The organism is Gottfriedia acidiceleris (genome assembly GCF_004138285.1).
GTDB classification, from domain to species: domain Bacteria; phylum Bacillota; class Bacilli; order Bacillales; family Bacillaceae_G; genus Gottfriedia; species Gottfriedia acidiceleris_A.
This window is the reverse complement of record NZ_SCFN01000010.1, coordinates 61,084-82,055: the sequence shown is the minus strand read 5'-3', so window position 1 is coordinate 82,055 and position 20,972 is coordinate 61,084. Positions and strand designations below refer to the sequence as shown.

At 31.4% G+C, this 20,972-nt stretch carries 18 protein-coding genes and 1 pseudogene; 7 read left to right on the top strand and 12 right to left on the bottom strand.

What is annotated here, in order from left to right:
* Positions 1 to 250 precede the first annotated feature (250 nt).
* Positions 251 to 412, bottom strand: a pseudogene (locus EP747_RS15515) (YdhK family protein); the annotation flags it as partial.
* Positions 413 to 510: 98 nt separating this feature from the next.
* Here EP747_RS15515 and EP747_RS15510 point away from each other — a divergent pair.
* Positions 511 to 1,023, top strand: a complete 513-nt coding sequence (locus EP747_RS15510) for a DUF1131 family protein (protein ID WP_129691035.1) — start codon at positions 511 to 513, stop codon at positions 1,021 to 1,023.
* A 398-nt stretch (positions 1,024 to 1,421) separates the two neighbouring features.
* Here the strand turns inward: EP747_RS15510 and EP747_RS15505 are convergent, their stop codons facing one another.
* Entirely contained in the window at positions 1,422 to 3,035 is a 1,614-nt protein-coding gene (locus tag EP747_RS15505) for a multicopper oxidase family protein (RefSeq protein WP_129691034.1), read from the bottom strand.
* A 156-nt stretch (positions 3,036 to 3,191) separates the two neighbouring features.
* Here EP747_RS15505 and EP747_RS15500 point away from each other — a divergent pair, with 156 nt between their 5' ends.
* Positions 3,192 to 3,863 (top strand): response regulator transcription factor, encoded by a 672-nt coding sequence (locus EP747_RS15500; RefSeq protein ID WP_129691033.1) that lies wholly within the window; start codon positions 3,192 to 3,194, stop codon positions 3,861 to 3,863.
* Between the two features lie 17 nt (positions 3,864 to 3,880).
* Positions 3,881 to 5,257, top strand: coding sequence for a sensor histidine kinase (locus EP747_RS15495; RefSeq protein WP_129691032.1), 1,377 nt, complete (start codon positions 3,881 to 3,883; stop codon positions 5,255 to 5,257).
* 90 nt (positions 5,258 to 5,347) lie between these two features.
* Here the strand turns inward: EP747_RS15495 and EP747_RS15490 are convergent, their stop codons facing one another.
* Together EP747_RS15490 and EP747_RS15485 are read right to left on the bottom strand one after the other, a co-directional pair.
* Positions 5,348 to 6,289, bottom strand: a complete 942-nt coding sequence (locus EP747_RS15490) for a murein hydrolase activator EnvC family protein (protein ID WP_129691031.1) — start codon at positions 6,287 to 6,289, stop codon at positions 5,348 to 5,350.
* Between the two features lie 55 nt (positions 6,290 to 6,344).
* The gene (locus EP747_RS15485) at positions 6,345 to 6,554 is read right to left on the bottom strand and encodes a hypothetical protein (RefSeq protein WP_129691030.1); all 210 of its coding nucleotides are present in this window, start codon (positions 6,552 to 6,554) and stop codon (positions 6,345 to 6,347) included.
* A 422-nt stretch (positions 6,555 to 6,976) separates the two neighbouring features.
* Here EP747_RS15485 and EP747_RS15480 point away from each other — a divergent pair, with 422 nt between their 5' ends.
* Together EP747_RS15480 and EP747_RS15475 are read left to right on the top strand one after the other, a co-directional pair.
* A complete protein-coding gene (locus EP747_RS15480; RefSeq protein ID WP_129691029.1) occupies positions 6,977 to 7,699 on the top strand; it encodes a sulfite exporter TauE/SafE family protein in 723 nt (240 codons plus the stop codon).
* 383 nt (positions 7,700 to 8,082) lie between these two features.
* Entirely contained in the window at positions 8,083 to 8,622 is a 540-nt protein-coding gene (locus tag EP747_RS15475) for a hypothetical protein (RefSeq protein ID WP_129691028.1), read from the top strand.
* Between the two features lie 141 nt (positions 8,623 to 8,763).
* On the opposite strand, the gene spoIIP is transcribed toward EP747_RS15475, so the two are convergent.
* A complete protein-coding gene (spoIIP, locus tag EP747_RS15470; RefSeq protein ID WP_129691027.1) occupies positions 8,764 to 9,906 on the bottom strand; it encodes a stage II sporulation protein P in 1,143 nt (380 codons plus the stop codon).
* A gap of 326 nt (positions 9,907 to 10,232) precedes the next feature.
* Positions 10,233 to 10,826, bottom strand: coding sequence for a DUF1405 domain-containing protein (locus EP747_RS15465; RefSeq protein WP_129691026.1), 594 nt, complete (start codon positions 10,824 to 10,826; stop codon positions 10,233 to 10,235).
* Positions 10,827 to 11,643: 817 nt separating this feature from the next.
* Here EP747_RS15465 and EP747_RS15460 point away from each other — a divergent pair.
* Entirely contained in the window at positions 11,644 to 12,195 is a 552-nt protein-coding gene (locus tag EP747_RS15460; RefSeq protein WP_129691025.1) for a hypothetical protein, read from the top strand.
* A 626-nt stretch (positions 12,196 to 12,821) separates the two neighbouring features.
* Here EP747_RS15460 and EP747_RS15455 read toward each other — a convergent pair.
* Positions 12,822 to 13,322 carry a HEAT repeat domain-containing protein gene (locus EP747_RS15455; RefSeq protein ID WP_129691024.1) on the bottom strand — a complete coding sequence of 167 codons (501 nt, stop codon included), beginning with the start codon at positions 13,320 to 13,322 and terminating at the stop codon, positions 12,822 to 12,824.
* A gap of 281 nt (positions 13,323 to 13,603) precedes the next feature.
* On the opposite strand from EP747_RS15455, the gene EP747_RS15450 reads away from it, so the two are divergent.
* The gene (locus tag EP747_RS15450) at positions 13,604 to 14,095 is read left to right on the top strand and encodes a hypothetical protein (protein ID WP_129691023.1); all 492 of its coding nucleotides are present in this window, start codon (positions 13,604 to 13,606) and stop codon (positions 14,093 to 14,095) included.
* A gap of 279 nt (positions 14,096 to 14,374) precedes the next feature.
* Here EP747_RS15450 and EP747_RS25125 read toward each other — a convergent pair whose 3' ends face one another.
* The 5 genes from EP747_RS25125 to EP747_RS15430 form a co-directional block, all read right to left on the bottom strand.
* Positions 14,375 to 14,497 carry a hypothetical protein gene (locus EP747_RS25125; RefSeq protein ID WP_268895654.1) on the bottom strand — a complete coding sequence of 41 codons (123 nt, stop codon included), beginning with the start codon at positions 14,495 to 14,497 and terminating at the stop codon, positions 14,375 to 14,377.
* 351 nt (positions 14,498 to 14,848) lie between these two features.
* Positions 14,849 to 15,121 carry a hypothetical protein gene (locus EP747_RS15445; RefSeq protein ID WP_129691022.1) on the bottom strand — a complete coding sequence of 91 codons (273 nt, stop codon included), beginning with the start codon at positions 15,119 to 15,121 and terminating at the stop codon, positions 14,849 to 14,851.
* Between the two features lie 1,218 nt (positions 15,122 to 16,339).
* Positions 16,340 to 17,668, bottom strand: a complete 1,329-nt coding sequence (gene ltrA, locus EP747_RS15440) for a group II intron reverse transcriptase/maturase (RefSeq protein ID WP_129691021.1) — start codon at positions 17,666 to 17,668, stop codon at positions 16,340 to 16,342.
* Positions 17,669 to 18,686: 1,018 nt separating this feature from the next.
* Positions 18,687 to 19,514, bottom strand: a complete 828-nt coding sequence (locus EP747_RS15435; RefSeq protein ID WP_129691020.1) for a hypothetical protein — start codon at positions 19,512 to 19,514, stop codon at positions 18,687 to 18,689.
* Positions 19,515 to 19,778: 264 nt separating this feature from the next.
* Complete coding sequence (locus EP747_RS15430) at positions 19,779 to 20,531, bottom strand: DUF2628 domain-containing protein (RefSeq protein ID WP_129691019.1); 753 nt, start codon at positions 20,529 to 20,531, stop codon at positions 19,779 to 19,781.
* Positions 20,532 to 20,972: the final 441 nt, after the last annotated feature.

Genomic DNA, 20,972 nt, shown 5'->3' with positions numbered 1-20,972 from the left:
TCACTATTTAATTTGTAAAATAATATTATTCTAGTCTAATTAAATCAGGGTAATTTTTCCAACCCTTGGAAAATATATACATTAGAGAACCTCGATAATCTCTAATATTATTCTAATATTTTTCTAATGTTCTTTATTAACTCCACTTTATAAAAAGAATTAGCAGCACCAAATATCAAATATTACGAAAAAACTCTAATCACTTATTATATATAAGAAATTAGAGTCTTTTTTCGAAATCAATACGTTGTTATTTTACTGGTGACAATTCTAACTCAGTTACCCATTTATGATTTTTTACTGTTTCTCCACCATCTGTTGGTTTAAAATCAATCATATAAACTGTCGTACGCTCTGCTGAGTCAATTGTTGCTTTTGCGCCTCTCATGCCTTCCATATGATCTTTATTTATCTTAGATAACTGAAACTAAATAGTGCAAAATTTAAAAAGCGTATTATGAAAATTATGGTAAAATCATCTTATAATATACATTTTATAAAGGGGGTTATATGAAAAGAATTATTATTATTGTTGCTTCGATAGGGATTATTCTATTGCTAACGGCCTTAACACTAGACCAAATCTTTCCCCGTTCATATCATCATTTGATTACAAGTAGCACAAATTTAGCAAATGAGAATGTCGATGGTCTGTTTGTAAATGATGACTTTTACAGTAAGAAAATATCTGAAAAATACGGGGAGAAAACGGAACAAAGTCGTGATGTTGAAAACTATGATTATTTTAAACTAAATAATGGAATTGAGGTAGCAGTAAATAACAAAGGTAAAATTACAAGATTTATTGTAACTGACAGTAATTTAAAAACTGCTAAAGGAATAAAAATTGGTGATGAAAAGAAGGCTATTGTACAAGCATATGGAGAAAATGACTATTTTCGCACAGAGCAAGGTGCAGATATTATCGGTTATGTAGATAAGAAAAGAAACATCTCCTTAGAATTTTGGTTGTTCGATAACAAAATTAATATGTTTCGACTTGATGATAAATCAATGAAATAAAGCTAAGCAACTATGCTTAGCTTTTTTTAGTGATAATTGAGTTGTTGAAAGATAGATTAATTAATATGCTGTTTCACTAAATATTTTGATTGATAATCGTTATTTTCTCCACATTATCTGAATTACTTATACCGAGTATGATCTCCTTTTATAATTCATAGAATTATACCACTCATATACTAGTTCTCTTTTTAAGCCCTCGAATTCTCTAATGCAGATTTTATTTTGAATCTCAAAGTTGCGAATTTGCTTTTCTAACTTACTATACCCATTGCTGTGACCATGACATTTCTTATCTTTACTAAACATATCTCTCAAGTACAAAGTAGAAATGGTAAGTATTTTACTATTTTTCTATCATTTTTCATCAACTCAAACTATTATTTTGAGACGATTAGTTATTCTGGCATATTCCCAGCATCTGGATTAGGGGTATAGTTTGATTTAAAGTCAGTATATTTTACTTCTGAAACCATTCCAGCTGCGGCATGATGGAGATCATGACAATGAAACATCCAATTACCTGGATTATTTGCTTTGAAAGCTACAACATACTCTTCACCTGGTTTTAAATTTAGCGTATCTTTAATGATAGGCGCACCAGAATAAGCTTTACCATTTTTACTTAACACTTTGAAAAAATGACCATGTAAGTGCATCGGATGATCATCCATCATTGACGTATTTTTTAGTGTAACCTTAATTAAATCTCCTTTTTTTACATTCAATGGTTCTATATTCGGGAAGGTTTTTCCGTTAATCGTATACTTCATTTCATTCCCATCCATCTCAGTACCTAAACTCATTGAATAGCTTAAATTATATTTTGTATTTAAGTTAAGGTCACTTAGACCTTTCTGTCCATAATTTGATAAATCTACACTAGGTAAACTAATAGAATTATTCGATACATCATTTGATTTGACATCATTTGAATATGCAATAAAGGCTTTCATACCATTAACAGCGTCTTTTGTCCCATGTTCTTCAATCAACCATTTCCCACCCTTTTTATTTGCAGTAAATTCTATGTCGTAACGTTCACCGGGTGCAATCGCTAATAATTGATCTTTAAGATCATTAGGTTTATTAATTGTTTGTCCATCTGTCGCGATGACTTTAAAGTCATGTCCATGAAGATGAATCTTATGAGTTAAATAACCGGCGTTAATTAATCGTAATCTTACACGGTCACCTTTATTTACTTTCAATTCCGGAATTAAATTTCCACTTTTCCCGTTAATTGTAAAAACATCATAATCATTCATGCTATGATTCATCATCATCCCACCTGTTGAATCGCCAGACATATCCATTGAATGATCAGCTTTTTCTGATGAAGGATTTGTCATTGCATCTAATTGATCTGCAATCTCTTTCTTATTACTAACCCACTCATCTAACATAAGTGTATAATCTTTATCAATTTTTTCATTGTCTTCAACAACGAATGCGCCGTAAAGCCCTCGATCTAATTGATTTACAGAGTCTTGATGAGAATGGTACCAATATGTACCAACCTCATTTGCAGTAAACTCATACGTAAAAGATTTACCTGGTGCGATTGCGTCTTGTGTTACACCAGGAATTCCATCCATATTATTTGGTACTGGGTATCCATGCCAATGAATTGAAACAGGTGCTGGTAATTCATTCTTTAAGGTTATTTTTACCTTGTCACCTTTTTTAACACGAATTTCTGGACCAGGAGCTGCACCGTTAAATGTCCAAACAGGTACAACAACACCATTTTTAAGCTTTTGCTTTCCAACCTTTGCTACAAGGGTTACTTTGGGACCTCGAATGATTTGTAGTGGTTTACCCTCTTTTAATCCCTTTAAATCCAATTTTGTATCTCCCTCTTCTTTTCCATTTTTATCATCCATTTTTGACATATCGTGTTCATTCATATTAGACATATCATGTCCATTCATTTTTAAATTAGAGCTTGAGCATGCTCCAAGTACAAGTACACTAGCAATAATAACTGATCCAATTAAATATTTTTTCATAGAGTTTCCCCCCTTTTCACACGTAGTGTATGATATGTTTGTGCAGATTTCGTGCAGAAACGTTGGAAAGAAAATGAAAAATCTCTAATAAATCTGCATAATTTCTGCAAAATTATATGATAATCTTAATGAAAAATTTAATGGGAGAGTAAACCAATGATTTCAATATTATTAGTTGATGATGAACCTAGAATGCTTGATTTACTTTCGCTCTATCTAATTCCTCTTAATTTTAATTGTACAAAAGCGCAATCAGGTGAAGAAGCAATTACAAAATTAACAGAGCATCCTTTTGACTTAGTTTTACTCGATGTCATGATGCCTAATATGGATGGATGGGAGACGTTAGAAAAAATAAGGGAATTTAGCAATGTTCCGATCATTATGGTGACAGCTCGTGATCAAAAAAGCGATATCGTTAAAGGACTAAAATATGGTTCAGATGATTATATTACAAAGCCATTTCATGAAGAGGAGCTTGTAGAAAGAATAAAAGCTATTTTAAGAAGAACCTTGCCTAAAGAACGAATTAATTTTAATGGAATGGTGTGGGATCAACAAAAGCATCTTGTAACATACGAGGAAACTCCAATTACACTTACTCCAATTGAATTCTCACTACTTGGATTATTCCTAAGTAATTTAAATCAAGTATTCAGTAGAGATCATTTAATTCAAAAAGTGTGGGGATTTCAAACTATTACAGATGGACGAACAGTTGATTCGCATATCAGAAATTTAAGAGATAAACTAAGAAAAACCTCATTTCCAATAGATCAGTATTTATTGTCCGTTTACGGAGTTGGTTACAAATGGGTATCACACTAATATATTGATGGTGAATTATGATTAAAACTAAATCGATTTCTTTTAAATTAGGACTTTCTTTCTTACTTCTAACGATAATAATTGAAACACTATTATTTTCAATTCTTTATTTTTCATTAGTTAATACAAGAGTAAATGAAGAAATACGATCTTTAATTAACAGGGGTAACAGCCATCGTGATGTACTTGAGAAACATTTTACTGATGAAACAATAAAACATGTTGCTTTAATGGAATCTGAAGCTGATACAAAAGTAATTGTTCAATCAATAAGTGGTGAAGTATTAGGGAGCTCCCATCCACTAGATAAGGTAATGAGAGAACATTTAAATGTAAACAAATCTCATATTAACAAAAATGGAACAATTATTCATTCTGATTGGCGTCACGAAAATTATATTTCAACTATCAGTCCAATCACTGTTAATCAAAGTATTAAAAGCTATGTTTATATGTTTCAAAAAACTGAATCTATCCAACACTTAATCCTTAGATTAAAGATAATCTTTATTATTACAATGATGGTGACTTTTATCATCACGTTGAGTACAATCTTATATCTATCAGGAAGATTAACTCGTCCACTTATTAAAATGATTGAAGAAACAGACAAAATGGCTAAAGGTGATTTGTCTGTTTCACTTAATATATCATCAAATGATGAAGTCAGTGAGCTTGCGGATGCGATTCAACATTTAGCATCTGAATTATCTTACATGAAAAATGAACGAAACGAATTTCTAGCGACTGTTGCACATGAATTAAGAACGCCTCTAACATTCATCCGAGGTTATGCAGATATAGCACAAAGAGATACATTAGATGAAAATGAAAGACAGGACTACTTAAAAATTATTAAAGAAGAGACCGATCGTATTACGGATCTCGTTCAAGAGTTATTACTCCTTGCACAAATCGAACAACATAGTTTTGCTATCAACAAAACAGAACAAAAAATTTGTGAACTTTTAGAAAGTACGAAAGAAAAACTTGCAGGGGTTTTAATGGAAAAACATATTTCAATAACCTTACAATGTGATAGCGATTGTAAGGCAAATGTCGATATCCAAAGATTTAACCAAGTTTTACAAAATTTAATTATGAACTCATATCAATACGCTTATAGTCATTCAACAATCAAAATTAAAGTAAAAACCATCGATAACTTTATACAAATTTCAATTCAAGATCAAGGAGTAGGAATTCCTCCTGAGGATATACCTCATATTTTTAAACGTTTTTACCGTGTTGATAAATCAAGAACAAGGTCCACTGGTGGTACAGGATTGGGGTTAGCTATTGTCAAAGAAATTGTTGAGTTACACGGTGGTACTGTTTCTGTTAATAGTGAACAAGGTATTGGTACAACGTTCTTTATCAAATTACCAAGATAAAAAAGTCAAACGGTTCTAATAAGAGTACTAGGAGTTGTTAAACAAAAAACCAGCATCTGCTGGTTTTTTTGTTGGATGAAAGACATTTATTTAAAAGTTAATATACTTTTCAGGATCCACTGCATTAGACTTAGATTGAGTCCAAGACCCTGCATGAAATTCAAAATGTAAGTGTTGCCCAAACGATTGGCCTGTATTTCCCATATATCCAATTTGTTGACCTTTTGAAACAGTTTGACCACTGCTTACAATATAGCTATTCATATGTGCATAAACAGTTGTAAACACTTTTCCATCTATATTATGAGATATAAAAACTACGTTTCCATAGCTAGATGATTTGTATGATCTAATTACAACTCCATCTGCAGCTGAAACAACAGGTACTGTACCTTTTTTTACAATGTCGATTCCGGCGTGCAATTCATTATCAAATGAACGATAGCCATATCCAGAAGAAATATAGCCATCTGCTGGTCTAGTAAAATTCCCACTCGAAACTGCAGGTAAATTTACTGAATTCGGTGCACTTGTCCCATTTGAGTATCTTGGTTTATTCTTAGTAGCCTTCATTGCTTTCTCTTGTTCTTCAAGCAATTTTTCTTGTTCTTCTAAATTTAATACATCTTCTTCCTCATCATGTTGCTGTTGTTTTAATAAAGTTACTAACTTATTTTTTTCTTTCACTTTTTTACTTAAGTCCTGATTAATTTCTTTTAAATGTAATACATCCTTTTCTAGTTTTTCTTCATTAGATAGAATATCTTCTTTCTTTTTTTCGACCATTACAAGATCATCATGTTGAGCTTGCATAATATCTTTATCCGCTTGCATTATCGTTCCAACAGCATTTATTCGTTGAACTAAATCACTAAAACTGTTTGACCCAAAGATAATATCTATATATGAAATATTACCGCCAGACTTTTGAAGTGAACGCATTCTTTCATCTAAAATCTCTTTTCTTTGGTCAATTCGTTTTTGAATTTCTTTTATTTGCTTATGTAACGTAACAATTTCTAATCTTGTCACTTTAATTTGTTTATCTTTTTCTTCTATCTTTTTATTAGTATTATTTATTGTTATATCAATATCTTCTAGAACATTTAGAATTTGCTCTTGTTTTTTTTTTCAATTCATCAATTTTCTTCTTTGATTCCTTTGTTCGTTTTTGTATAGTAACTTTCTTTTCTTCTATTTTATTAATCTCACTTTCAGCAAGCGAAACAATTGGTAATGATAGTATACTTAAAGTGCTTGTAAATGCAACAGCCGTAAATTTCTTTGTAATTTTCATTATGATTTACCTCTTTACTATTTATTTCTTAATCTTTGAACAGAAAATAAACTTTCTATATGCCGATCATGACCTACAGAAAATTGAGAAACGCAAAGAATAATTGAAAGCAGTGTTAACTCTGTATCAGCGATTTTTTGCAAAATAAAATTGGGTCCTAACAATCCAAACCTTAATTTGACAACATCCCCTACATTTCGACTCAACTAATTTTAATAATCAATAGTGAAGAAAATGTGCAGATTAGAAGTCATTCATTTTACAATTGCTTTACAATAAATAACCTCAAACTTATGAAGTAAGTTTCCTTCAGGACACCTTCACTAGATATAGTTTTAATCTATTTTTCATAATCACTCGATATTTTCTTGATAATTCTGTGATACAATCATGTTTATTTACATTTGAAATGGAGAATATTTATGTTCAATTGGTCATACCAGTTAGTGGAATATTTTATGAATGTCTTTCGAGCTACACAATCCATACCGATCATTGCCTCATTTGTTTTAGGGATTGTTGCGACACTTGCACCTTGCCAAATTTCAGGAAACCTAAGTGCGCTAGCATTATTTTCAAGTAAATCTTTACAAAGAAAAACTAGTTGGAAAGAAGTGCTCGGTTTTATTGGTGGAAAAATCGTTGCGTTTAGTTTACTTGGTTTAATTGTCTGGATTTTTGGAAGAGAAATCTCACAATCATTTACGTCATTTTTTCCGTACTTTCGAAAAATGACTAGCCCATTAATTATTTTCACTGGGTTAATTATGATCGGGTACTTTAAATTTGGAAAAGTTATAAACTTTTTCCCTAAGAAACTTAAAAACTTAAAGTTAAACTCTATGAATTCGTTTATTATGGGATTTTTTCTCTCACTCGGTTTTTGTCCAACAATGTTTTCGATTTTCTTTTTTTCCTTGATCCCTATGGCCCTTTCGTTAAAATATGGATTTATACTGCCAGTTTTATTTTCCTTAGGGACCTCAATTCCTATTATCATTTTTATTTATTTCCTTGATTCATTTGGATTAAGTGGTTTGTTACTTAAGAAAAGTAGAAAAACTGGACAAGCAATTCAACTGATCTTTGGAGTCTTATTAATTCTTTTAGGAGTTTTTGATTTTAGTATTTTCTGGATTGGTTAAAAGAAATATGAATGTTTTGGAAGGAATAAAAAGCTAATAAAATAAAGAAAAAAGGCACAAATCATTAATTTGCTTGTGCCTTTTTTCTTGCCATCAGCTAGTTCGGATCAAATGGTTTTATCGTATAATCATCTATTCTGGTATTATAATATAAAGAATGACAATATCTGGAAATAATTAACTATGAATTTCTAAAACCTTCAAACAGTCATATGCAAACAAAACTAGATAGCAAATTTTTTCTACATCTAACTTTATCAATTCACAAAATATATGGATCATCTTCAATTACAAGTACTTTAACTTTGCTTGCTTATTTGCCGACCTTCTAAACATACCTGTTTTATAGTAGCATTTTTTTTGAACTGAAAGGGGAGAGAAATTTGATCAAAATAATTCGTATTCCTTTATGTATATTCCTAGCATCTTTATTATTATCGGCATGTGAAACAATGAGAAGAGAAGAAGTAATGCTAGATTCTAAGTCAACGGATTTATCTAAGGAGGTAATTGATGGCATTGGATTAGGAATGCCTTTTAATAGTATTAATCAATCTAAACATTTTGTTCCACACCCTGATAATAAACAATATACTTCATCTAGGAATTTCGATCAATATTGGAACGAACACGTTATTATAAGTGTTGATCGAAAAACAAGCGTCATTTTACAGGTTGGTATACTAGACGATAACAATCATTCTAGTACTGCTAAGGGTATTAGGAATGAGATGCCTATAAAACAAGTAATTTCAACATACGGAAGAAATTATTATAAATATGATGACAAAGATCAATCAATCCATCAAATTGGTTATGTGGACTTACAACATAATATAGAACTAATATTTACATACTCTAATGGAAAGGTTAAAACTTTTAATTTCAAATATGCATTTAATCGGTTGAAGTGGACAGAATAATTCATCTTCAAGTCAATCAAATTGGAGCCTTAAGACATGGTATCTTTTTATAAGAAATGAACACAGATTATAAAGAAACAAATTAGTAAAAGTACTCAAAAGAGCGCTTTTACTAATTGCAAATCTGATAACGCCAATAAGTCATTTCCCATTTACTTTTTCTGTTTTCCAATAATAATTGCTCAATACTTCTGCTAGCAAATCCACCGTGCGGTTTAGTTCAGTTAAAGTATTATCTACACCACCAATTTCAACTAAGAACGAATTTGGAGATAAGTCTTGATTATAGATTCCATTTCCGTCATTATAATTTTTACTATATATTCCTCTTGTTAACCCTTTATTGATTTTACTGATTTCAGTATTAATCTCTTTTGCAAATTCCAAGTTCTTTTTATAGTTCTTATTTTCTACACCTACAATAAAGAAAAGTTTTGCATATTTTTTTCCGTGTATATCTATTGTGGTCGTTTCTTTTCTTGAATCATCTCTATGAATATCAATAAGAAAATTTAGATTTTTATCATGTGCCATGGCCTCTGTAACAATTTCTCTAGACATTTTATAAGATGATCTCCAGCTCCAGTCTTTTTTAGCCAACTCATTACCAATATTTGTCTTATCACTTATTGCTCCAATCCCATTTGCTTCTAAATTCTTTTTTAATCTGTCACCTAATAAACTCACATTTACTTTAGGGGAAGATGCTTGATTAGGTGTTTTGGCACCTGGAATAAGTGGTAAAAATGATTCCCAACTATGTGTATGGTAAATAAAAAATACATTCCGACCATTCGTAGTATATTTTGGTGGTTTAATTGGAGTAATTGGCTCATTAATTGGCTCGTTAACATCTGGATCTTGATTTATCTCTTCAATTGTTAAGTTAGATTCTATAGGTAAGTTGGTGTAATCCGAATCTTCACCTGCAACTAATATATTATTCTCATACTTTTCCATACTTGGGATTCCATGTACTATCAAGCTCCTTGGATCATACAATCTAATATTTGTTACAAGTGAAAAAATGATATTCCCGATCGATTGTGTATTAACATTTGAATTGCCTGCAAAATTGAAATAGTGATTTTCTAATTCAAATGCTTTTATAAAGGTCTCATAACTCATCTTCTTAAACCATTGATTGATAGTATATGATTTTGCATTTTTCATTGAAGTCACAAAAAGACTGGATATTAAAAAGAATAAAACTATAATAACGATGAAAATGGCTATTATTCTTTTTAAAGTAACCGATTTAATAAAGATTGATTGATGTTTCACTGAATCACCTCAATGTAAGGATATGTTCAATTGATCATAAAACTTGAAGCAATTGCTCTAATCAATAATTTAATTTTTATCTATTTTCGCACCTTTCGTTGGTTTTCATTAAACATACTAAGCTTTTATTCCCTTAGGCTTTTTCGATAGGAATTATCTAAAAACCTTTCCTAAAATGAAAGAACAGTTCGACATTTTATATAAGAGTTAAATTATTTATTTGAGAAAGTAATTCATAATGAAAATCAATCTGTGCATATCATACTGAAACTCTATAAAAGTACATTTTTAATTAAAAATGACCTTTTTAAATGTGCTTTAAATATTCACGGTAATTCAGTCCTACAATGCTTTTTCCTTAATACAAGATAATAAGGAATACAAATGGACAATACACTTAACCACAAAGTGAAATATCCAATGTTTTCTTTATAAACATCTAATACTCCATACCTTGGCATCATATTAAACAGATAATCTATCACATCATTGTGGAAAGTCCAAATAGCGGCCACAGCCAAATGCCATCCTTTAAAACGGTAGAAAGGTGAATATAATAATCCTTGTACTGCCATTGCAAAATGGGAAACTATTAGCATATAACCTTGCCATGAGAGTTCTCCTGTTACAATTAGTTCTAATAAATTCATAGCAACCGCCCAAATACCATATTTAAATAAAGTGACAATTGCTAACGCTTCCAACAAAGGGTAATTTCTTCTAATTAAAAATCCGAAAATAACGATCATAAAAAAGAGACTTGCTGTTGGACTATCGGGTACAAAGATAAGATATTTCGGTGACGTATCTAACAATTGAGATCCATACCATAAAAATCCGTAAATTGTTCCAAAGATGTTGACTAATAAAACAGACCATAATATCCACCTTTGACTTAATAATTGAATAATTGCTTTCATTATGAAATTCTCCTGTTCCTACTAATCTACAATTTATGTAATATTTTTATATCAATTTGATCTGAAACTAGTAATTAGAAAATAAGGAATATCTATATTGGATATTATCAATATAGTATAAATAATAAATGTGCATATTTTAAGGATTTTCTGTGAATTTTACTCAAATTGGAGGTTTTTATGGAGATCTTAAAACATGGGAATTAGAAGTTAGGAGAAACATGCAGGTGAAAAATAGTGATCCAGCGCTTTCATATAGTAATTCAACTAAAGCATCTAATAGAATGTCAATATTTTTCAATATAAAAATACTAAAAATGCGCATGCCAAATACCCTTCCATCACCTTATAGGAACCCTACATGAACATATTTCATACTGAATCCCTCACTCAATTTATTAAATCAAAAAAAATTGATTTAACCAAAATTCCTTATGGAACTAATCTGCTATTTACTGCAAGAAAGAAGGTAGGGAAACCTTTCTCAAGGCTTTCCCCTTATCTAACCGTACGTGCCCTATTAAGGCATACGGCTTACCCATATGTTATATTGATTACCAAGAAGTTGCGTTCCAGGCAAATTTCAAAATGTTTTTTCATAATGGCTCTGTTAAAAACAACATGAAACATAGATGTCGAATTGCGTTGTTATTTTGAGTGAAGTTTCCCTAGGAAACTACCAACTAGTGCGTTATAATGAACAAAGCGTGTAAGAACATAACTAAAAAACTATAAATTGGTATTTTATTGACAGATGGTGTTCTTTATTAAGCACGTAGTAAAAATTTATTTTTAAAAAATTAGAGGAGGGTTTCAAATGAAAAAATTAGTAACAGGTGTCATGACAACAATTATGAGTTTAACAATTGCAGGAAATGTTTTCGCTGCACCAAACACAGATAACAGTAGTGAAGTGAACAAACAATTAGCTCAGGTTCGACAAGCTACTGAAAAATACCATGATGTAAATATAGCTTTAAAAGACGGGTACATAAATACGGGCGAAATCGCATCTAGTCCAGAAGGCGTAATGGGTATTCATTTTATAAATCCCAATTTAATGTTCGATAATGGGGTATTAAATCAAAATCAACCAGAAGTTTTACTTTATATGCCTCTAGAAAATGGAGAATATAAGTTAGTTGGTGTTGAGTATTATGTTCCAGCTTTTATGGCAAAAGAACATCCAAGTTTATTCGGTCATAAATTCGATGGAAGTATGCTTAATCACGACTTAGATCCTTCAAAACTTTCCGAAGCTGAAAAGAACAATCCTATGAATCGACACTACGACTTACATGTTTGGTTATGGCATGCAAATCCAACCGGAATTTTTTCTCCATGGAACCCTGGTATTAATATTAAATAAACGAGTTAAGCCTAACTTTTCTTTTTTATCAAGTGAGTAACCAAATGTTTTAAAAATTTCTGCTAGAGAATACTGGTGTATCCAAATACTCCGCACGAATTAGAAAATCAACAATCTACTTTAAAGATCCAACAAAAATATATATTTATGATGGTCTGAAAGCACAACGAGTTTTTAACCTATTAATTGTCCTTAATTTGTAACATTTATCACAAACTAACAATTAAAAAAATGTTACTATTTTAAATGAAAAGAACTCGCTCAAAGTCTTTTCCCTTTAAAAATCTTTAAGCCCTATTGACTTGACACCCACAAATAGGGCTCTTTTTTTATGCTCATTTTTTTATTGACTTTGTTAATATTTGAACTGAAAAAAGAGACTGTCTCAAGCGACAATCATTAAGTAACTCTTATTAAAAGCACCCATTAGTTGAACAAGAACTTCAACTCGATTGAACCTTTTTTAATAAAACGACGATTTCAAATATCCCAATTCATTAAGTAAATTAACTATAGTCAAAATTGTTCCATAAGGTGACTTGCTCACTCTTCCTATAATCTAAGAAGCAAGTTCAAAAATGCGCTTTTGTGTTTCAAGACAATGTTGCAGATTAATAATTGGATTCTCAGATTGCAAAGGTGTTTCTTTCTCTAGACTCTATAACTATCGGATCACTTTCAACTTTTAATGCATCTTCTAAAACCTTAAGTGCTTGAAGTCCTCCCATAAAGCCTAATGCGGTTGCTGTATTCTCCCTTATATCTGGAATTTTATCATGAATACAAACTTCAAGGAACTGGAGTAATTGCTTGTCTGCAAAATCACTTGCAATATGGGTAGCCCAGTACCTTATACCATTTTGAGGGCTTTGCAAAGCAGTAATTAAATATGGTAATACCTGATTTATACCAAACTTAGTTAAAATTAAACTTGCTTCTTCATATAGCCCCCAGCCACCGTATTCTCCGAAAGATTTTAAGATAGGCTCTATACAAGATGGATGAGGATTTAATTTCAGATAATCAATAGCTACACCATATTCATCCACTATTTCCTGTGTTAGTTGATCATCCGCAGGCATTGGATCATACTTATTTAAAATTTTCATTGCCTCATTTAGGTTCACTCCTATTAAAACCTCCTGTTTGTTTGTTCGTATTTATCCAATGTACATTCCCATATTTTTATCAATATTTTAATAATAATTATATCATTCCTTATTGAACTAAACTGCCATTTAGCTCAATAAAAAAAATCGACTTATATAGCCTATCATGTTGTTCAACTAAAGCATGCGTTAGTTCAATAACGACTAAAATAAACAGGCTTATATAGGGAATAATAATAACGAGGTGACACCATGAAGAAGAAGTTTATACATCATTTAACTTACTAATGGAGGAATCTATGAATATAAAATTGATTCAAATTCAATGGGACGGGCCTTTTAATTTGGTTAACTTACCTGATTTAATGAATACTGAAACTGATTATGGCATTTATCAAATCTATGGGAAACACCCTGTTTATGGCAAGGATGTATTGCTATACATAGGTAAAGCTGTTCAACAAACTTTTGGAAAAAGAATCTCTCAAGAAAATTGGTTCGACACGAATGATTCAAATAATCATAAAGTTTACGTCGGAAGATTATATGGTGAAAATACCCCCTCCAATGAGATTTGGTCAAAAGAAATTGATTTAGCTGAAAGCTTATTAATCTATGTACATAAACCTGCTTACAATGCAATGAAGGTTTCTAATTTGCCTGAAAACGAATTACAAAGTGTACATATACTTAATTGGCGTGACCATCGAGATCTTCTTCCTGAAATATCTGGCCTTAGATGGACAAGTAAATTAGATAATGCTATATATGAAGTGTATAAATGGGTATAACTATACCTATTTATATTTTTCTTGATTAGCATAATCTATCTACTATGCACAATGTTTATAGAACTAAAGCATGCGTTAGCCAACCATGAATCCTCAGATTCACCACAGTGAATGGAAGTTTATGTCGCACTTCCATAGTAGTTGTACAAGGATTCTTTCTAATACTTTATCCAAAAAATTTTTTATTCTTTATTACAAATATTCCTAAACCAACAATAGCACCAACTATTCCAATTACTAAAGTTACTCTAAGAAGTGGAACAATATATTCAATAAAATCTACATTTTGTGAAATTGATACTCCATCACCAGACTCACAATTTTAAATGGTAATTTAAATAGACCTATTGTTAGTCCAATAACCATTCCATATAAAAATCCAATATTAACCGATTTAAACATAAATTTCACCTCTAATTCTTGTTGTCTTCTGTTTAATTATAAATAGATTTATTCATTCATTCTACCATTCCTTATTGCACTATCCTGCCAGCTGGTACAAAAAAAGATCGACAAAATTGCCGATCATGTTATCCAACTAAAGCAAGCGTTAGCCATCCATGAATCCCAAAACCAACGATTCACAACAGTGAATGGGAGTTTAAATCGTACTCCCATAGTAGTTGAATAAGAAATCCTTCTTTGTTATGTTTTTATTTTTCTTTAGTTAGCTTAATATCAGAGAAATTTAATCTTATATAATTCAAAATCTCCTTTGTTTCTTCTCTCATATTATAAGGGGCAACAGTACCTCTAAAAGAAGGCTGAATTAAAATAGGTTCTTCCTGGTTCTTTTTTATTAGAATAAACTGCTACATACCATTCTGCTACTTTACGATTAGAAATGGAAGAAAAATAAACCACAGCCATAGGTGTTATTCCAAGAAGAATTAAATACAAATTTTTTCCGAATATTCCTTTGATTATTGAAAATACCCCAAAACACAAGATAAAAGTTAGTAAAATTGTATCTAATAAAATGTTTTGATTTTGTTTAATTTTGTAAAGAAAGATTGGATCTTCCAATTAAATACCTCCAGGCTTTCAAGTACTGTATTATTGTAATTATATCTAACCTAGGGACATTTGTAATTTGGGGAAATTTAGCCTTTTTCATTAGAATTTCAAAGAATCCTTATTCCACTAAACTGCCATTTTGTTGAATAAAAAAATCGACTATACAGCCGATCATGTTGTTCAACTAAAGCACTGTGTTAGTTGCATAAGAAGAGATAAATTTTGTATAGATTTTTACATAAAACAATTAAACCATTATGCAAATATGTTAAATGAATTCAATTCCCTATGGTTACTTTTAATAAGATTCCTATACTAATCACGAACCCTAGAAAAGCTCAACAACATAGATTCTATTAAAATTCGATAAAATTTAATAGCAATAATGAGAATAAAAATAAGTAGTAAAAATATAAATAATTCCGACATGGGTTGTTCTCCTATTATGTAGTATTTAAATTTAAACTTGATAAATACTAATATTCTATGGCGGATTCTTATATTCCTTGTTCAACTAAACTGCCATTATTTACAAAAAAAAAATCGACTATACAGCCGATCATGTTGTTCAACTAATGCATCCGTTAGTTCGATAAGAGAATTAATTAAATTTAAATAAAATAAGAAAACCAAGCAAGGCTAAATGGAAAAGAAAGGTAGTAAATGTTTACTAAGGAACCTATTATCATTACAAACTTAAATGTTTTTCTCCTGATAAGAATTGATAAAGAGAGACCAATAATAGGAAAAAAAATCACTCCGATTTGAATAATAATATTAATAAAATTATGCATCGTCCAAGGACTAACATTTAACATTCCTTTGTTATGAATGTAAATAAAAGTTCCAGATAGTATCCAAATAAGAATAATCATAATTGAATAAATTATGTTTTTCATTTGCCACCCCTTTAGATTAATTTTACGCAATAATTTAACCTTTAAAATACAATTCACCAACAAATATATTTATTTCTTAATTAATAATTATATAGTAGCTATCCATTACTGTAACTTGGGGGATTTTTGCATTTTTTACATAGAATTTCAGGTAAATCTTATTCAACTAAACTGCCATTTAGTCCAATAAAAAAGACGACCGAAGTAGTCGATCGTTGTTCAACTAGTCGAGTAGAATGGAGTCTCTTTACCTTGCGGTAAATTGCACTCCAAACCCTCTCAGAACCGTGCTTGCACTATTAATGCACACGGCTCCTCCAGTAATCATTTACAAAATGTAGCTAATTTCTTTTCTTAAATCATAAATATTCACCTTAACCCTTGGTGAGGGTAGTGGAAATTTGCTAAGGAAGAGTCTGTATTTCTCCCATTTAAAGGATTTCCTTTGACTTCTTCTATTGAGCCACTTAAATATTAGATTCTCGATTTTAACTTTGAAAATGTTAACATTTGGGATATTATCAGTGATGCAGTAGTAGTTGAAGTAGCCAATAAGCGAGCGTTTGAATCTGTCCATGATTATATGAATATTATTATTTCTATTCTTCTTCAACCATTCTTTAGACTCTTTTAATTTGCTTTGTACTTTCTTCCTACTTGATTTCCGTTTCACTCGAAACTTTCCTTGCTTGCTGTTCCCACAATAGTGCGTAAAACCTAGAAAATCGAAGGTTTCTGGTTTTCCTTTTCCCTGGTGCTTTCCAAGTTTCTCCGCAAGCCGTCCGAAAGGGATAATTTTGGTTTTATCTTCGGCTATTTCCAAATTAAACTTCTTGAGTCTTAATTTTAGAGATTGAAAGAATTCCTGAGCCTCATTCTTAAATTGAAAACAGCACACGAAATCATCCGCATACCTTACTAAGTATGCTTGCCCCTCGCACTGTTTCTTGACACTTTTCTCGAACCATAAGTCAAGTACATAATGAAGATAGACGTTAGCTAGTACAGGAGATATTACCCCACCTTGCGGTGTACCAATATCTGTTTTGTATTTCTTTCCTTCTTCCATATATCCACCTTTAAGAAACCTACCGATTATTCTTAGTAAGTTTGGGTCGGCGATTCGGAGTTTTATGAACTCCATCATCCATTTGTGGTCAACATTGTCAAAGAACCCTTTTATGTCTACATCCACAACATAGTTTACTGACCTCTTTTCAATATAGAAGTTCAGTATTTTCAAAGCATCATGACAACTACGATTTGGGCGAAATCCGAACGAACAGTCCAAGAAGTCAGTTTCATAGATGGAGTTTAATATTTTCGTCACGCCTTTTTGAACAATCTTATCTTCATGTTCCGGTATACCTAATGGTCTTTTCTTCATCGAATTGAGCTTCGGAATATACATTCTCCTAACTGGAACAGGACGATAACTTTTGCTTTTAAGTCTCCTTATTAAATCCTCTATATTTTCTTCGAGATTAGCACTGTATTCTTCTTTAGTTGTGCCTTTTATCCCAGTTGCTTTCTTATTTGGCAATTCAATGTGACATTGAACTAGTGATTGCTTATCTAGTAAATGTGCAAGAGATGTAAATTGCATTTTTGGATCAGATTTTGCTAATTCTGCTATCCTTAGTAGTTTTGTTTCCATTTGTTATACCTACCTCTGTGTGTAGTAAATGTGTCCCTATTAAGGGTGATAAACTGGTAGTAGCCTTTCCTCCATCGGCATTACCCAACTTCATAGGTACTACGCTACTATCCGACTCCCTACATCGGCATTTGGTTTCCTTACTTTTTATCGTTTGTACACCATACTCTTCTAAAAAAAAGAAAAGACCGGTAGGGTCTCCCGAGTTGCCGTATCATATCAATGTATAACGTGCCAAGGTCTATGACTCCAGAGAGGCTTTACCATTCTTGCCTTACCGAAAGGTAAAGTGTAGCTTTCTGCTATGCTTAAAGCATCAGCCCTCTCGTTTTACTAACATTATGGAGCTCAATCCCTTCAACCATTTGGCTTTCGGCCCGCTACCTAACTGTCTACGCTTAAAGATTAAAGTTACCTCTAAACCCTCCAAGACTCGCTACGAGCGAATGGCTAATTCTTACTCGACGGGAATCCCACCCGTTATATGATACGACCTAGGCTCGGCCGCACAAGCATGCGTTAGTTGCATAATTACTTTTTCTTTTTCACTTTGTTTTCTTGAAATCTAGCTCCCAAACCATACATAGTTTTAAACTGAGTGTAAGTAAATAGACCTCCTGCTAATGCAAGAATAAAAGCCATTATTACAGGCATATCTGAGTATAGAGGTAACGTTAAGATACAGAAAAATACGCCGATCATCATTTTCTTAGGTATTAGAGTCTTTAATTTACTTATGTCATATTTTTAACCAGTTTCTCCTGTTAATTGACTGTATTTTGCTTTTGGAAAATATTTAATTCTTACGTATATAAACCAAAGTGCAATTAAGAACATTAGTATAAAAAAAGGTGTATTTCCTTTCATTAAAAGTCAATATCCTTTCAGATAATTTTAAACCTATATTTCCCAGCGACTCTTGTTCTTAATCAACTAATGCATTCGTTAGTTGAATAAGGATTGACTTCTCAGTCAATTTAACCGATCAAAAACCTTTGGAGAATTTTTTTCTAATTCATTAATAAGGTAATTCTCCTGAATTAAGATAATTAATCCATTGTTTTCCTGTAAGCCTACAATTGCCTGTGTGAATTTCAACATCTGGAAACTCTGCAATTACTTGTGTTAATGCTATCCATAAATCTTCTTCAGCTCCATAGTGCTTTTCAAACGAAATACCAAAACCATTATATTTAGGATGTATGTGTCTTATAAAAATTCCAAATTGTGTATTTTTGATTTTATTAGTTTCCTGAAGAAACCAGCCTGAGTAGTCTGGATAAGGAACTTGCTCTGGTAACTTTATTTCACTACCTCCATATCTCCAAGAAACACTAAAACCTTTTGCTTCAAGCTGTTCAATCCAAGTAAGTGGTTTTGGTATCTCCAAATTAGGTACCTTTGCATATAATTCATTCTCACTTACCCAGGGTTTAGTAATAGTCCGAATATATCTAGGTTCTTCAACCCATAATTCTTTACAATATATCTGCACAATTTCAGGCAAATCTACATCAATTCCAATGCCTTTCGTTGTTTCAATATGAAATAAGCCCTCAATAATGTGATCAGGGTCATATTGAAAATTATTTTTAAAATTTCTTACACCTTTAGCAATAATGGTATATTCCTTTAATACTTTTGGAGTTCCAGCTACGTAATTCCCTTCCACTTGAATACCAATACACATTCTAACTGTTCTTTTGTCAATCTTTTTTATATCTGAAACATACCCTTCTTCGAAATTGAAGTTATCAATAAGCCATTTAACTAAATCCGTACGTTTCTTTATTCTAAGCATCCATTCCCAATCCTTGGACATTTTCTTTCGTAGCCTTTTTTTCATATTCCCCCTCCTAAGAAGATCATTTTATCTGAGTAAAATCTATTATATACTTATTTACTTATTCAACTATCCTGCCATTATGTTGAACAAAAAAGAGCTGCCGAAGCATATTCACACCTTTCTTCCCTCTCCTTTTACAACAATATGAAGAAAATGAATACCTTTTGTCCATAAAAAAATCCATTGAAAGTCCAATGGATTTTTTTATTAACACAATAATTCAATTCACTAAAAAATTTATTAAATATAAAACACCTTTAACTATTAACCATCTATATATTTTTCATAATCTTCCATTTCTTGATCGTTTAAGAGTTTGCCATTCAGATAAACTTTCTTCCAATCATAGACATCTTTATAAAAATAAACATTGAAAAGGATACGAACCGTTTCATTATAGCTATAATCGTAACCCTTGAATTCCACCTCATAATATCGATCTCTTTTTTCAATCACTTTCCATTGTGGATTGTCGGTATAATCCTCTAATGCAATGCCCTCATCAGTTCCAGCAACAGTATTTACTATGTTAAGAGACGTTGGTATATAAGTTGCTACCGCTACAATCACAAAGTCTAAAAATAGCAAAAGGCAACCCAAACCGATCATTATACCAACATGGGTCCCACCCTTGTTTTGAATATAATAATCTCTTCGTTTCTCAGGCAAAGATTTTGTTTGCTTCAAAAGTTTTGAAATGTGAAGATAATACAAACGATTAGCATGCCATCCCAAAAGCAAAGAGATTATCAAAGGAATTACCCAGTAAATAAGAACTTCCAACCAAAGTGGGCTATCGATAATTAAATAGGTTACAGTCCATAGAGTCACTATGAAACTTAGTAGTAAAAACACCTTATACATTTTTCGATAAGCGAACCAAAACAACGTAAAGAAAAAAGCCGCCCAATTCCAAGTGTTTTTCTTTGCTGGGTCTGAAACTAGATCCCATTTTAAACCATAATACGATGTATTATTTTTCACCACTTTTTCATATGCCTCTAAACGATGTTCCAAAGTTTTTTCTTCATTGAATTTCTCATCATAGTCAGAGGGACACACATTATCATCTCCATTCTCTCATTAGTCATTTTACTGTTCCTATTTCGTTAATAATGGCTTAAAATACTTAATTATTAGCCTTACATTATATGTTTTCTATCGTTAAACCATACTCTTTTGTTTTGACCCTTGTTTTTTATTTACGATGTTTTACGACCCCAATTCATAAGAAAAAGCAAGTTTCTTTTGAAAACTTGCCTATACTATAATCCTTATAATTTTCAATTACACTGAATCACTCTCTAAGATAAGTATTTTACTTGTACATACCCCTCTTTACCGCCAACTTTTACTTTATACCATAATCCATTTTTCGTAATAATTTCAACTCACGTTGTACAACTAACGCATGCATTAGTTACTAAATAAATATCTTATTCAGAATAGGTAATAATA